The organism is Microbulbifer sp. HZ11 (assembly GCF_000708675.1).
In the GTDB taxonomy this organism is placed as follows: domain Bacteria; phylum Pseudomonadota; class Gammaproteobacteria; order Pseudomonadales; family Cellvibrionaceae; genus Microbulbifer.
This window is the reverse complement of the sequence record NZ_JELR01000002.1, coordinates 413469-427263: the sequence shown is the minus strand read 5'-3', so window position 1 is coordinate 427263 and position 13795 is coordinate 413469. Positions and strand designations below refer to the sequence as shown.

Genomic DNA, 13795 nt, shown 5'->3' with positions numbered 1-13795 from the left:
TAAATTGCATATCATGAAGTGAACGAAAACACCGAGCCTGCTCCCCTAAGTCACCGATACGGGGTTCAGGCCGCGGGCGGCAATGCCAGCCCGCCAGGGTCGCGAGGGAAACCGAACGGCCTCCCGCATTTGGAAAGGTGATGAAACAGAACGAAACCCTGGAGGACGGTCACGGCCGTCGCTTCTATTACTTGCGCCTGTCCGTAACAGACGTCTGCAACTTCCGTTGTGACTACTGTCTGCCCGACGGCTATCAGGCCACCCGAAAGGCCCCCGACCTCAGTGTCGCGGAAGCCGGTACCGTTATGCGTGCCTTTGCCATGTTAGGCACAAGGAAAGTGCGCCTGAGCGGCGGCGAGCCGTCCCTGCGCAAAGACCTGCCGGAGCTTATCCAGGCTGCCAGTGCTACCCCCGGCATCCAGCGCGTCGCCGTCACCAGTAACGGCTACAGGCTCCCCAGTGTCATCGACACCTGGCACCGCAGCGGCCTCCACCAGCTCAATATCAGCATCGACAGCCTCGATAATGCGGAATTCGCCCACATTACCGGCCACGACTGCCTGCCCAAAATCCGTACCGGCATCGACCGCGCACTGGAATTGGGCATCCAGACCAAGGTCAACGCCGTCCTGCTCTCCGATGGTGCTCAAGCCCGACTGCATCAATTCCTCGACTGGCTAAAAACCACCCCCGTCACCCTGCGCTTTATCGAACTCATGCAGACCGGCGACAACCGCGACTACTTCGCCAGCAACCATGTGCGCGGCAGCGACATCGAGCAACAACTGATAGAAAGCGGCTGGCAGCTTCTCCCCAGAGCCCTAGACGCCGGCCCCGCCCGCGAATACGTCCACCCTGACTATGCAGGCCGCATCGGCCTCATCACCCCCTATAGCAAAGACTTCTGCAACAGCTGCAACCGCCTGCGCATCTCCGCCCAGGGGAAACTGCACCTGTGTCTGTTCAGCGATGCAGGCCTCGACCTGCGCGAAACCATCCGTACAGGCGACGCCGACGCACTGGCCGAAAAAGTGCGGGCACTGATTGGCAATAAAGAAGTCAGTCACTATCTGCAGCAAGGGAATACCGGCGGAACTCAGAACCTTTCGATCATCGGTGGTTGAGCTTTTAGGCTTACGAAGTACATAAATCAGAATTGAAGAGCGGGCGTCGGGTGAAAGGTTTCAGGAGCGTCGCAAACAGGATGTTTGCGCCGCAGCGCCCAGGGATGGGTCTACAGCGGTCCTGAAACCTTTCACCCGATGACCGCTCGCCTCAGAACTTTAGTCAGAGCAAAAAAGCTACGGAGCACAAAAAGCCAATGAGCCACGCCCCAACAAACCCAGATCAAAAACTCAATATCGCCATCCTCACCGTCTCAGACACAAGAACCGAAGAAAACGACACCTCCGGCAACTACCTCGTAGAAGCCCTGAAAGCAGACGGCCACAACCTCGCCGACAAAGCCATCGTCATCGACGACAAATATCTCCTGCGCGCCAAAGTCAGCCAATGGATCGCCGATCCGGAAATCCAGGTCATCATCTCCACCGGCGGCACCGGTTTCGCCGGCCGCGACTCCACCCCCGAAGCCCTCGCCCCCCTGCTCGACAAACACATCGACGGCTTCGGCGAAATGTTCCGCTCCATCAGCTATGAGGAAATCGGCTCCTCCACCATCCAGTCCCGCGCCCTCGCCGGCATCGCCAACCGCACATTGGTCGCCTGCCTCCCAGGCTCCACCGGCGCCTGCAAAACCGGCTGGACCAAACTGCTGCGCGAACAATTAACTGCAACCCACATGCCCTGCAATTTCGTAGGCTATCTAACTAAATAATTCGCTCAATGCTGCCCAAGTAAGAACACCATGACCCTCACACACCTGAACCAACAGGGCGAAGCCAGCATGGTCGATGTCACCGACAAAGACATCACCGACCGCTCCGCCCGCGCCGAATCCGCCGTCGCCATGTCTGCCGAAGCCTTCGAACAGTTGAAAGCCGGCAACAACAAGAAAGGCGATGTGCTTGCCACCGCACGTATTGCCGGCATCCAGGCTGCTAAGAAAACCGCCGACCTGATTCCCCTGTGCCACCCACTGGCGCTTACCAAGGTGCAGGTGGACTTCACCCTGGATGAGGCCAGCCACACCGTCAATATTGAAACCTACTGCCGGCTCGCCGGTCGCACTGGCGTGGAAATGGAAGCGCTCACCGCCGCCAGCGTGGCCGCCCTTACCATCTATGACATGTGCAAAGCCGTCGATCCCGCCATGGTGATCGGCCCGACACGGTTGCAGGAAAAAGTTGGCGGCAAGCGCGGCCACTGGACACCTGAACAGAACCAGGGGGAGAAATCGTGATCAAGGTTTTGTTTTTCGCCAGCCTGCGGGAACAGCTGGAGCGCGAGGCGGTGGAAGTGGATGCAACCGGGCTTACCGATATCACCCAGTTGCGCAATAGGCTGGCGGAGCAGGGGGCTGTCTGGCAGAGCGCCCTCGGCAACGATCAACTGCAGGTTGCCCTCAATCAGCAGTTGTCGAGCATGGACGCTATTATCAGAGACGGCGATGAAGTTGCCTTTTTCCCACCGGTCACCGGAGGCTGAAAATGCCATTGGAAATCTCTATCTCCGTGCAGGCGGAAGGTTTCGATCCGGGTGCAGAGTACCAGTTATTACGCAGCGAAAATTCCGCGGACGGCGCTACGGCCATGTTTGTGGGTAATGTCAGAGACTTCTCACCAGGTGCTACCGGCGATCACCAGTCGGTAGCCGTGCTCGAGCTGGAGCATTATCCCGGTATGGCGGAGTCAGCACTTACCGACATCGCCCGGCAGGCTGCGGCACGATGGCCGCTGGGGCGGGTGCGTATCATCCACCGCTATGGCCCATTGGCTGCCGGTGAAGAAATCGTGTTTGTGGGCACTACTTCCGCTCACCGTCAGGCCGCACTGGATGCCTGTGCCTTTATCATGGACTTTCTGAAAAGCCGCGCGCCCTTCTGGAAAAAAGAGATCGCAACGGGCGCGGAAGAGGGGAGCTGGGTTGAGGCCCGGTCCAGCGATGCCGATGCATTAAAAAAGTGGTGATGTCCCAATAGCTGTTTAGTGAGTACTTGCTTGCGGTGTACCCCTTGCAACTTCTCAGAGGGTATTTTTTATTCTGCTTAAAGTTTGATCTGGTTCCGTTGATTCCGCGAAAAGTGTGATGTGGTGCACGTGAACACCTTTGTCAGTACTCGTGAAACCTGTCACATAATCGAGCTTTTTTCTCTTGTCCTTTGAATTTTAAGAAAAAATTCTTCTCTAACTCTCTGCGCGAGTTTTGAAGCGCCTCACATATCCCCCCCCGCCGGTTGCAATACAATCGCCCCGCTAAGTACTCGTATTCGACGTTAGTCGGACAAAAATCGGTCGAGTGATTACGACCAATAAAAAAGAGCCCGGATATCAGGGCAGGCTTCCAGGGTAGCCTCTCCAGGGTTAGTTTCGAGGTAAAAGGGATATGTGCAGAATTCTGTTGGCAACCGTTATGCTGATGCTTACGGTGATGACCAATGCGCAGGAAGTCAGCCGCGAAGAAATCCGTGGCCTGGATGAGCAGATCCAGGATGTGAAGAAGGATGTGATCAGTCTTACATCCGAGCTTAATCGCCTGGAAGAGAAGCTGTTGTTCCCCTCCAATACCCAGGTGGCGCTGTTTGTCTCATTACCTGATAGTGCCGAATTCAGCCTCGAGTCTGTCGAGGTGAAGCTCAACAATCAGGTGGTCGCACACCATCTGTACACTTACCGCGAAATCGAAGCGCTGCAGCTGGGTGGTGTACAGCGTATCCATACTGCCAATGTGCAGACCGGTACCCACCCCCTGGAAGTCACTTATTTCGGAAAGTCCAAGTCCGGCAAAGAATATCGTGCAACCGCCAGCTACAGTGTGGAAAAAGCGGTGGGTCCCAAATTTGTTGAGATCCAGATCGCCGGCAACCAGTCCGCCATCAACTTCAAGGACTGGTAAGCATGAATTCCCGTCTGGCCCGCGCGGTTGCTGGCGCAGCGCTGACTGTGCTGTGCGCCGTGCCTGTGCAGGCCAAAGTGCCCGAAGATCCTACCGCGCTGTATACCGATAACCTTCGCGACCTGTTTTTTGGCGAAGCGTTATTCAATGCGCACCAGGATAACTATTTCGACGCGATCACCGGGCTGGATACCGAGCTGCAACAGTTTCGCCTTCTGGATGACCCCGAGCTGGACCCGTTCTCCGTGCATTTCGGTCAGGCGGAATTTGCCGTAGGGGACCTGGAGCTGTCCTATCGCATGCACCGGGAAGCCGGTCGTGCCATGGAGCAGGTGCTGCGGGGTGATGTTCCCCAACCCATCAAGAACGAAGCGGCCTATCGGCTGGCAAAAATTCACTATCACAAACAACAGTTCGCCAGCGCGCTGCATGCTCTCGAGTTGATCGAGGGGCGTGTACCGGAGCGTGTGCGTGCCGAAGAGCAGTTCCTGCGCGCGCGCGTATACATGCAGCTGGGCCGTTTTGAGGAAGCGGTCGCACTGTTAAAAGAACTCAAAGGCGAAAAGTCGCTGGCGGGGTTCGTCGAGTACAACCTCGGTATTGCTCTGCTGAAAGCTGGGGAGACCGAGCGCGGTGTTCTGGAGTTGGACAGCCTCGGCCGCAATGCGGGCAGTGGCGCGGCCATGGGTGCGCTGCAGGACAAGACCAACCTGCTGCTTGGTTTTCAGTTGATGGAGGCCGAAGAGTACCAGCGCGCGCGCACCTACTTTGACCGTGTGCAGCTGAGTGGGCCTTTTTCGAATCAGGCGCTTTTGGGGGCCGGCTGGGTAGAGGCCAATGCAGGCCGATACGACCGTGCACTGGTGCCCTGGCAGTTGTTGACGCAGCGCAAATCCACCGATGCGGCGGTGCAGGAGGCCATGCTGGCCGTGCCCTATGCTTACGGCAAGCTTGAGGTGCACAGTACCGCGGCAGTGAACTACGGTCAGGCTCTGGACCTGTTTGGCAATCAGGTGGACGTGCTCACCCGGTCCATCAACAGTATTCGGGAAGGCAAGCTGCTTGAAGCACTGCGCCGCAAAGAGGCTAGCCAGGTGAAGAACTGGGTGGTAGAGCTGCGAAAACTTCCGGATGCACCAGAAACTCATTACCTGCTCGATCTGATGGCGTCCAACGATTATCAGGAATTTCTGCGTAATTATCAGGACCTGAATGATCTGCTCGAGCGCAATAAAGACTGGCTGCAAAGCCTTGATGCCTTTGATGAAATCATCGCCCTGCGCCGCAGTTATTACGAACCCATCCTTCCGGGGCTGGATGTACAGTTCCGGCAGATTGATGCGCGTATCAAGATGCGGCTGGAACAGCGTCAGCGCCTCGCCATGCGTATCGAAAACCTGCTGGTAAACCGCCGCCCCGAGCTTCTCGCGAAAAGCGACGAAACCGAATCCCGTCTGATTCTGCAACAGATTCGCGATATTCTCGAATACAACCCCAGCCTGCAGAGTGAAGAGACCGAAGATCGGATTGCGCGCCTTGAAGGTGTGCTGAAGTTTCGTCTGTCTCGCGAGTTCGATGATCGCCTTACCGAGGCTTACAAAAATCTGCAGGAGCTTGATGAGGTTATCGCTACCCTGCAGGAAAGCTACCAGCGCTATGTGCGTACCCGCCAGGCCGCTACCCACAGTTACGAAGGTTATACGGATCAGATCGTCAGTCTGCGCGCCGGCCTGAACCGCGCTCAGGAGCGCATCGATCAGTTGATGTCGCGCCAGGGGCGCATGCTGGAGCAGTTGGCTATCAGTGAGCTGGAAGAGCGTCGCGCGCAGCTCGAGAGTTACCAGATTAAAGCCCGCTTCGCGCTGGCCGATAGTTACGATCGGGCCAATGAGTTGCAGGAGCGCCGTGCGGATGCGCGCAAGGTTGAAGAGTATCAGCGGCAGGTGGAGCAGATGAAGCAGGCTGCTCCACAACCCCAGGAGGAGTCGCTGCCTACAGATAATCCGCCCGAGCTGGAAGCGCCGGCGTCAAACGGGGAGGGCGCGGATAATGAATAAAACGCGTTTCTCGGCCGTTTTCAGTCATCTGGGTCTGGCAACTGCGGCCTCTGCGGCGTTGTTGCTCAGCGCCTGTGCCAGCCACAGTGGCAAGACCATCGGTAGCCTGCAGCGCGTGGATATTGAAATTCAGGAAACCCATATCGAGGGCAGCCTGGAAAAGGCACTGGCGAGCTACCAGAAATACTTGCAGGAAACCCCGGAAACTGCACTGACGCCAGAAGCGATCCGTCGTATTGCGGATCTGAAAATCAAGCAGGCGCACCGCGCGGAAGAGGGGATTCTGCCAAGCAGTACCGAAACCCGAATTCTGTCGGCAGAAGAGATCGCTTCGGCTAACCTGAGTGCGAGTAAAAAGACTGCCGCGGCAATGGGTGCGCTGGATGCGCCGCAAGTGGCAGGGGTTCAAACTGGTACTGGTGCGACCGATGTTGCACTTGGCAGTGTCGCCGGCAGCAATGGCGAAAGCCAGAGCGACTTCGAGGCGCGCGCCAGTGGTGCTGTGGATCTCAGTGGCGTATCCAGCGAGGCAGAGATTTCCGTACCCGGTGACGACCCGGATGCACTGCTTGCCGCCAATGCCCGCGAGGCTATCGCACTCTACAGAAAGCTGTTGGTGCAGTACCCGCAGTATGAGCGCAACGACCAGGTTATGTACCAGCTTTCCCGCGCCTATGAAGAGACCGGCGAGGTGGATGAGGCCGTGGCTGTACTGCGCCAGCTGGTCACCAAGTATCCGGCCTCCCGCCACCTGGACGAAGCCTATTTCCGTCTGGGTGAATACTACTTCACCCGCAAGAAATTCCTCGACGCGGAAGAATCCTATGGTCGTGTGATCACCATGGGTGAAGTCTCCAGCTTTTACGAGCTGGCCCTGTACAAGCGGGGCTGGGCGCTGTTCAAGCAGGATATGTACGAAATGGCGCTGGACGATTTTGTCCGCATGCTGGATTACAAGGTTGAGCAGGGTTACGACTTTGAGCAGCAGACCAACGAGACAGAGCGCAAGCACATCGAGGACACCTTTCGTGTCGTCAGCCTGAGTTTCTCCTATCTCGGTGGTGCCGACTCCATTGTGGATTACTTCACCAATAAAGGTCCCCGTGGTTACGAGTCCTACGTCTACAGCCACCTGGGTGAATACTATCTGGATAAGCGGCGTTATCAGGATGCGGCCAAGTCTTACGATACCTTTGTGGAGCGCAACCCGCTGCACAAAGTGGCTCCGGATTTCTCCATTCGGGTAATCGAGATCTATCAAAAGGGTGGGTTCCCCAGGCTGGTGCTGGAAGCCAAGAAAGCATTCGCCAATACCTATGCGCTGGATGCCGAATACTGGACCGTGTTCGAGATTGCGGAATACGCCACCGTGGTGGAATTTCTGCAGACGAACCTGATTGATCTGGCGAGCCACTACCACGCGGCATACCAGAATGTTAAGCCGAAGGACAAAGAGTTCGCGAAGAAGCGCGGCGAAAACTATGTGGAGGCGATTCACTGGTATCGTCGCTACCTGTCGTCTTTTGCGGACAAGCCCAAGGCGCCGGAAATCAACTATCAGCTTGCTGGCCTGATGCTGGAAAATAAAGATTTCCTGAACGCCGCACGGGAGTATGAGCGCACCGCCTACCACTACCCGAATCACCCAGCGAATGAGAATACCAGTGAGGCCGGCTATGCCGCCGTCTTCGCCTACCGCGAGCATCTGGCAAAAGATCTCGCCAAGGGCAGTAACGCTGATAAAGTTGCGATTCAGAGGGAAATCATCAGGTCGTCCCTTACCTTCGCCGAGACATTCCCACAACACGGGAAGGCGCCTCAGATCTTGTTGGGCGCGGTGGACGACCTGTACAAACTGAAGAGCTTCCCGGAAGCCATTCAGAATGGTCGCCTGTTGCTGGAGAAATTCCCTGCTGCGGACCAGCAGATCCAGCGCTCTGCCTGGTTGTTGGTGGCTCACGCTTCTTTTGATACCGAGCTTTACGTAGATGCTGAGGCCGGTTATCGCGCAGCGCTGAATCTCACCGCGAGTGATGCCAAAGATCGTCCGGCACTGGTGGATAACCTGGCCGGGGCCATTTATCAGCAGGGCGATCAGGCCCGCAAGGCTGAAGACCACCTGGCGGCGGCCGAGCACTTTTTACGTATTCGCAATGCAGCTCCCGGGGCGACCATTCTCGCAACCGCAGAATATGACGCTGCGGCCTCTCTGATTCAGCTCGAAAACTGGGCCCGCGCTGCGGATGTGCTGAAGGCCTTCCGCAGCAATCACCCGGAGCATGAGTTGCAGAAGGAGGTGACCAAGAAGCTGGCGGTGGTTTATCAGGAAAGTGGACAGTTACTGTTGGCGGCAGCGGAGTTTGAGCGGATCGAGCGCGAATCCGACGATGACGATGTGCGCCGCGAGGCCCTGACTCAGGCGGCGGATCTTTACAGTGCGGCCAAGAGCTATGACAAGGCACTTGCGGCGCTTAATCGCTATGTCAAGCTGTTCCCCAATCCCATGGAGCCGGCACTGGAAACCCGCCAGAAAATTGCTGATATCTATCTCAATGTCGGGAACCAGAAAGCCTACTTCAATACTCTCGACGATATCGTTCGCATCGAATTGCGTGGCGGTAACGAGCGAAATGATCGCACGCGTTATCTGGGTGGTAATGCGGCGCTAAAACTGGCGGAGCCGAAGTTTGCTGCCTTTGCGGAGGTCGCCCTCGTGGCCCCGCTGGAGCGCAACCTCAATACCAAACGTACCCGCATGAAGGCGGCCACCGCGGCTTTCAGCGATCTGATCGACTACCAGGTGGCGGACGTGACGGCGGCAGCCACCTATTATCTGGGTGAAATCTATCTGCACTTCAGTCGCGCCCTGAAAGACTCTGAGCGCCCGACCAATCTCAGTGCGCTGGAGTTGGAAGAATACGAACTGGCTCTGGAGGAGCAGATCTATCCGTTCGAAGAGCGCGCCATTTCTGTTCACGAAAAGAATATCGACCTGATGGCTGCCGGTATCTACAACCAGTGGGTAGCGAAAAGTATTGGTCAGCTCGCCGGCCTGGTGCCCGCGCGCTATGAGCGCCCGGAAGATGCCGGCAATATCGTGATGACCATTGTTCCGGTGCCTGAGGCCCCAGAAGAACCTGCTGAAAATGCGGGCGAGGAAGTGGGTGATCCTGCGGAACCTGCCCCGCAGGAGGATTCCGAGTCTACCGTAGTCGCCGAAAATGACACTGAAGAAGAGGGGCAGGGCTGATGGAAACTGTCTGCAATATGCGCCGGGTTGTAGGAGCTGCGCTGTGTGGTGCCATGCTGCTACTCGGTGCCTGTGCCAGTGGTCCACAAACCTCCAGTCGGCCGGTGGACCCGATGAATGTAAAAGTCTCCGGCGGTGTCAATCGGGACTTTACCCAGGCCGTGGAGCTTCTGCAGGGCGAACGCTACCCTGAGGCCATCGAACTGTTGCAGTCGGTTGTCGAACGCGAACAGCGCCTGTCGGCCCCTTACGTCAACCTGGGCATTGCATACTTCAAAACCGGTGACGAAAAGCATGCGGAGGAATCTTTTCTCGAGGCCTTGCGTGTAGCACCGCTGGACCCCGTCGCCAGCAGTGAGCTGGGCGTGCTTTATCGACACCAGGGACGCTTTGATGAGGCGAAAAAAACTTACAGTGCTGCGCTGCAGGCGCACCCGGACAACCTGCCACTGATCAAGAATCTCGGCATACTGTGCGACCTCTATCTTCAGGATGTGAATTGTGCACTCGCACAATTCGAGCAGTACCTGAAATATGAGCCGGAAGATTCCAGGGTCGCGATTTGGGTGACTGATCTCAAGCGGAGAGCCAACTGATGGATTCCATACAGAAAACCCTGGTGATGGCTTGGCTGTTGCTCGGAGCCCTGAGTGTACAGGCGCAGGAAGAGGGTGAGAAAAAAGTGGATACCGAAGTGAAAGAGCTTTCCGGTATTTCGATTATTGGTAACGAAGAGGCGCCCAAGTCTCTGTATATCGTTCCCTGGAAAAGCTCCGAAGTCGGTGTAGAGAGTGGGCTGAATTCCAGTCTTCTGGATCCCCGTCTGCAACCACTGGATAAAGAAGTTTTCTCGCGGGAGCTCGAGTTCTACGAACTGAGCCTCCCAGAGGAATGAGTACTGCCGCAACGCAGCACTCGAAGACACACACGAAGTAAAAACCTGAAGGCAAAGCGGATGTAACCGCGGACCCGAGAAAGAAAACCAAGAGGATAAGTGATGGATTTCTTTAACAGCGTAATCGCGTTTTTTCAGACTGGTGGTGCATTCATGTACCCCATTCTGGTGGTATTCGCGCTCGGCGCCGCGGTAGCCATCGAGCGCTATATTCGCCTTATGTACGAGCGTCATACCAATCGTGCCGCCTGGGAAAAGCTCCAACCTGTACTCAAAACCGGAGACTTTGACCGCGCCCGCAACCTGGTCAAGGACGATAACACCGGTGTTGGTCGTCTGCTTGCCATGGGCCTCGAGCGTCAGGGCGCAGTGCGCCGCCGTGAGGATATCGAGATCGCCATGGAAGAGAGCATCATGGAGACTATCCCGCAGTTGGAGAAGCGTACTCCCTATGTTGCCCTCGGTTCCAACATCGCCACCCTGCTGGGGCTGCTCGGCACGATTATGGGTCTGATCGAAGCCTTTACCGCGGTGGCCAATGCCAACCCGGCAGAGAAGGCCGACCTTCTGTCCGCCAGTATTTCTGTTGCGATGAACACTACCGCCTTTGGTCTGATGGTCGGTATTGCACTACTGATCGTGCACGCACTGCTGAACTCGCTCACAGGCCAAATCGTCGACAGCCTTGAAATGGTGTCCGTCAAGGCGCTCAACATCATGTCTTCCGGCACTCGCCGTCGCAGCGAAGCCGCGAAAGACGTTGCCGCGGACAAGCCGGTAAACCGTGATATCGAGCAGACAAAGCAGGCGCAACAGGCCGAGGAGGCTGAAGCTGAAACCGAAGTCGACACAACTTCCGACAACAGTGCCAAACCGGAATCTGCGTAATGAGAAGCAGGCGTCACAGTAGAGCCAAAGAAGCGCCGGAACTGGACATCACCGCCTTCCTGAACTTGATGGTGGTGCTGGTACCCTTCCTGCTGGTTTCTGCGGTGTTTTCCCGAGTGACCATTCTTGAGCTGAATATGCCAACCGGGGCCGGCGGCGCGTCCGAGGATCCCGGTGTAACCCTCGAAGTGGTGGTTCGAAAAGAAGTGTTGGAAATCAGTGATGGCGAAAAGGTCATTGCGCGTTTCCCGAATCTGAACCAGCAGGAAGGTGAGACCACGCAGGCTGAAGGTGAGGTGCAGGTTCCAGTGGATGAGAATGGTCTTCCCATTATTCCTCCAACGGATGAGGTATACGACCTCGCGCAACTGCGCGAGTACCTGATACGTATCAAAGAGACCTATCCGGAGAAAACGGATTCCACATTGCTGATGGAACCCGATGTGGCCTACGAGCACCTGGTGGGGGTCATGGATACTGTGCGCAGTGCCGAGGTTATGCCCGTGCCGGAAGATGGCAGCATACCTGACCCTGAGGCAACACCTGAAAAAATGGAACTCTTCCCCGATATTTCCCTGGGAGATGCGCCGTGAAACGTGAAAGTAGACGCATGAAGCGCATGGCTCGAAGCCATAAGCGCAAAACACCGGGGATGAACCTGACCTCGCTGATGGACGTGTTTACGATCCTGGTGTTCTTTCTGTTGACCAACAGTTCCAGCAATGAGGCCATCGAGGCTCCCAAGGTAATCACCCTCCCGGACTCGGTGGTGGAGTCGAAGCCGCGGGAGACCGTCACTCTGATGGTGACCCACGACGAGGTTTTGATTGAGGCCAAGCCGGTGATGACTACGGAGGAATTGTTCCAGAGCGAACAGCTGGTCATTGAAGCGATTCAGCAGGCAATGATTGCCGAAGTGGGTAAAGCCATGACCATGGCTGACAGTGAACTGGAAGAGGCAAAAGCCGCGCTGGCCGAGCGCGCCGCCGCCGGTGAGGACGTTACCGCCGAAGCCGCGGAACTGCTGGCCGAGCCGCCGGAAGTGAATATCCTGGCGGACCGCACTGTGCCGTTCAGCATTCTGAAAAAAGTCATGTCCAGCTGTACCAACGCCGGATACACGCGAATTTCCCTGGCGGTCATTCAAAAAGCATCTCAGAGTTAGTGAGCGTTTGTGAATAATTTTCATCAACAAAAACAGGCACTGACCGCAAAGCAGGAAGCGGTTCGCCAGCAGCTGGAGGCGCTTCAGGCGGAGTGCGACCAGGTTGATGGCAAGCTGGAAGCGCTGCACCGGGATGAAGCCAAGCACCAGTTGCTGGATGAGATTTCGGATCGCCTCGGCAAGCTGGAAGAGGCCGGTGCCGGCGACCTGTTCTGGGCGGAGCACTACAAGCAGGACGCCTCCAAGGCGCTGATTCATCGCCTGCAGAAAACTGTCAGTATCTATCACGCCAACCTGAACCTGTTGCACGAGCGCAAGCAAAAGCTGCAGGAACAGATTGAAGACTGTCGTGACGACCTGTTTGACCTGGATGCCGAGTTCCGTGAGATTCGCCAGGCCGAAGAGGATGTCCATTACGAGTACGAAGTCACCCGGGAGCTGGAGCAGTCCGCCTTCCGTGATGGCACCATGCCCTGGAATACCAGTGGTGAGGATGAGCGTCGCTTCCGTATCAGCCTGCTTGCGTGTTTGCTGCTGGCTTTCTTCCTTGGTTTTGGTGTGCATATCTGGCAGCTGCCGGAGCCTGATGAGAACGAGGTGGTAGAAGTTCCCGAGCGTCTGGCCAAGCTTGTGTTGGAGAAGAAAAAACCCAAGCCCAAGCCGCCCGAGCAGGTGGTGAAGAAGCCGGAAGAGAAAAAGAAAGAGCCTGAGAAGCCCAAGCAAGAGGTGGCGAAGGAAGAGCCCAAGCCATCAAATGTGGAGAAAAAGCAGGTGCGTAAAAAAGTCGAGCGCGCAGGTCTGCTGGCGTTCAAGGACAACTTCCAGGATCTTATTGAGGATGATCTGGACAACCGGCTTGGTAAGCAGACGCAACTCAGTACTGCCGGCAAACAGGAAAGCCGTAGTCAGCGTTCACTGATTACCTCTGCGGCAAAATCCGGCTCCGATGGTATTAACACCGCGGCCCTTAGCCGGGATGCCGGTGGTGTGGGTACCGCACTGGACGGTGTCAGCTTCTCGCGGGTATCCAGTGGTATCGGTACCGAAGGTGATTTCGCCGGCGAAGAGCGCCCGCTCAGCGAAGGTGTTGGCCCATCTCGTACCGACGAAGAGATCCAGATCGTATTCGACCGTTACAAGTCGGCGCTCTATCGGATCTACAACCGCGAACTGCGTAATAACCCGGCGCTGCAGGGCAAAATGGTGCTGAAAATCACCATCGAACCGGACGGCACCGTATCTCTGGCCTCTGTCGAGAGCAGCGATATGGACTCGCCCACCCTCGATAGCAAAATTGTTGCGCGCGTGAAGCGCTTCAACTTCGGACCCAAGGAAGGTGTACCCACCATCACCATCCTGTACCCGATCGACTTCCTGCCGGCGGCGTAGAAAGTGGATCAAAAAACAGTCATCCGGATATCACTCCGGGTGGCTGTTTTCCTTTATCCACAGCAACTTGTTCTGCCTCTTAAGAAACTACGTGAGCTTTACTTGAGAACTGTTTGGCAAACGTAGAAAAAGTTCCC

Annotated in this window: 14 protein-coding genes and 1 riboswitch; all 14 genes read left to right on the top strand. The window is 56.5% G+C overall.

Features of this window, described 5'->3' with window-relative positions:
* The first annotated feature begins 17 nt into the window (after window positions 1-17).
* A riboswitch (molybdenum cofactor riboswitch) is annotated at window positions 18-156 on the top strand.
* The 14 genes from moaA to AU11_RS09515 all read left to right on the top strand — a co-directional run bounded on the left by moaA (window position 141) and on the right by AU11_RS09515 (window position 13658).
* Window positions 141-1124, top strand: a complete 984-nt coding sequence (gene moaA, locus AU11_RS09580; protein WP_043318998.1) for a GTP 3',8-cyclase MoaA — start codon at window positions 141-143, stop codon at window positions 1122-1124. Its footprint overlaps the riboswitch before it by 16 nt.
* A 197-nt stretch (window positions 1125-1321) precedes the next feature.
* Window positions 1322-1837 carry a molybdenum cofactor biosynthesis protein B gene (moaB, locus tag AU11_RS09575; protein ID WP_043318997.1) on the top strand — a complete coding sequence of 172 codons (516 nt, stop codon included), beginning with the start codon at window positions 1322-1324 and terminating at the stop codon, window positions 1835-1837.
* Between the two features lie 30 nt (window positions 1838-1867).
* Window positions 1868-2362: a cyclic pyranopterin monophosphate synthase MoaC gene (moaC, locus tag AU11_RS09570; RefSeq protein ID WP_043318995.1), complete on the top strand. Its 495-nt coding sequence runs from the start codon at window positions 1868-1870 to the stop codon at window positions 2360-2362.
* The gene (gene moaD / locus AU11_RS09565; RefSeq protein ID WP_043318994.1) at window positions 2359-2607 is read left to right on the top strand and encodes a molybdopterin converting factor subunit 1; all 249 of its coding nucleotides are present in this window, start codon (window positions 2359-2361) and stop codon (window positions 2605-2607) included. The genes moaC and moaD overlap by 4 nt, the downstream gene beginning before the upstream one ends.
* 2 nt (window positions 2608-2609) lie before the next feature.
* Entirely contained in the window at window positions 2610-3089 is a 480-nt protein-coding gene (locus AU11_RS09560) for a molybdenum cofactor biosynthesis protein MoaE (RefSeq protein ID WP_043318993.1), read from the top strand.
* A gap of 415 nt (window positions 3090-3504) precedes the next feature.
* Window positions 3505-4014 carry a hypothetical protein gene (locus AU11_RS09555; protein ID WP_043318992.1) on the top strand — a complete coding sequence of 170 codons (510 nt, stop codon included), beginning with the start codon at window positions 3505-3507 and terminating at the stop codon, window positions 4012-4014.
* Between the two features lie 2 nt (window positions 4015-4016).
* Window positions 4017-6071, top strand: coding sequence for a lipopolysaccharide assembly protein LapB (locus AU11_RS09550; RefSeq protein ID WP_043318991.1), 2055 nt, complete (start codon window positions 4017-4019; stop codon window positions 6069-6071).
* A complete protein-coding gene (locus AU11_RS09545; RefSeq protein WP_043318990.1) occupies window positions 6064-9321 on the top strand; it encodes a tetratricopeptide repeat protein in 3258 nt (1085 codons plus the stop codon). The genes AU11_RS09550 and AU11_RS09545 overlap by 8 nt, the downstream gene beginning before the upstream one ends.
* The gene (locus AU11_RS09540; protein ID WP_051687138.1) at window positions 9321-9917 is read left to right on the top strand and encodes a tetratricopeptide repeat protein; all 597 of its coding nucleotides are present in this window, start codon (window positions 9321-9323) and stop codon (window positions 9915-9917) included. Before AU11_RS09545 ends, AU11_RS09540 begins: the two co-directional genes overlap by 1 nt.
* The gene (locus AU11_RS09535; protein ID WP_043318988.1) at window positions 9917-10216 is read left to right on the top strand and encodes a hypothetical protein; all 300 of its coding nucleotides are present in this window, start codon (window positions 9917-9919) and stop codon (window positions 10214-10216) included. Before AU11_RS09540 ends, AU11_RS09535 begins: the two co-directional genes overlap by 1 nt.
* A gap of 102 nt (window positions 10217-10318) precedes the next feature.
* Window positions 10319-11104 carry a MotA/TolQ/ExbB proton channel family protein gene (locus AU11_RS09530; protein ID WP_043318986.1) on the top strand — a complete coding sequence of 262 codons (786 nt, stop codon included), beginning with the start codon at window positions 10319-10321 and terminating at the stop codon, window positions 11102-11104.
* Window positions 11104-11697, top strand: a complete 594-nt coding sequence (locus tag AU11_RS09525; RefSeq protein ID WP_043318983.1) for a biopolymer transporter ExbD — start codon at window positions 11104-11106, stop codon at window positions 11695-11697. The genes AU11_RS09530 and AU11_RS09525 overlap by 1 nt, the downstream gene beginning before the upstream one ends.
* Window positions 11694-12269 (top strand): biopolymer transporter ExbD, encoded by a 576-nt coding sequence (locus tag AU11_RS09520; protein ID WP_231491805.1) that lies wholly within the window; start codon window positions 11694-11696, stop codon window positions 12267-12269. Before AU11_RS09525 ends, AU11_RS09520 begins: the two co-directional genes overlap by 4 nt.
* A gap of 9 nt (window positions 12270-12278) precedes the next feature.
* Window positions 12279-13658 carry a TonB family protein gene (locus AU11_RS09515; protein ID WP_051687137.1) on the top strand — a complete coding sequence of 460 codons (1380 nt, stop codon included), beginning with the start codon at window positions 12279-12281 and terminating at the stop codon, window positions 13656-13658.
* The last annotated feature ends 137 nt before the right edge of the window (window positions 13659-13795 follow it).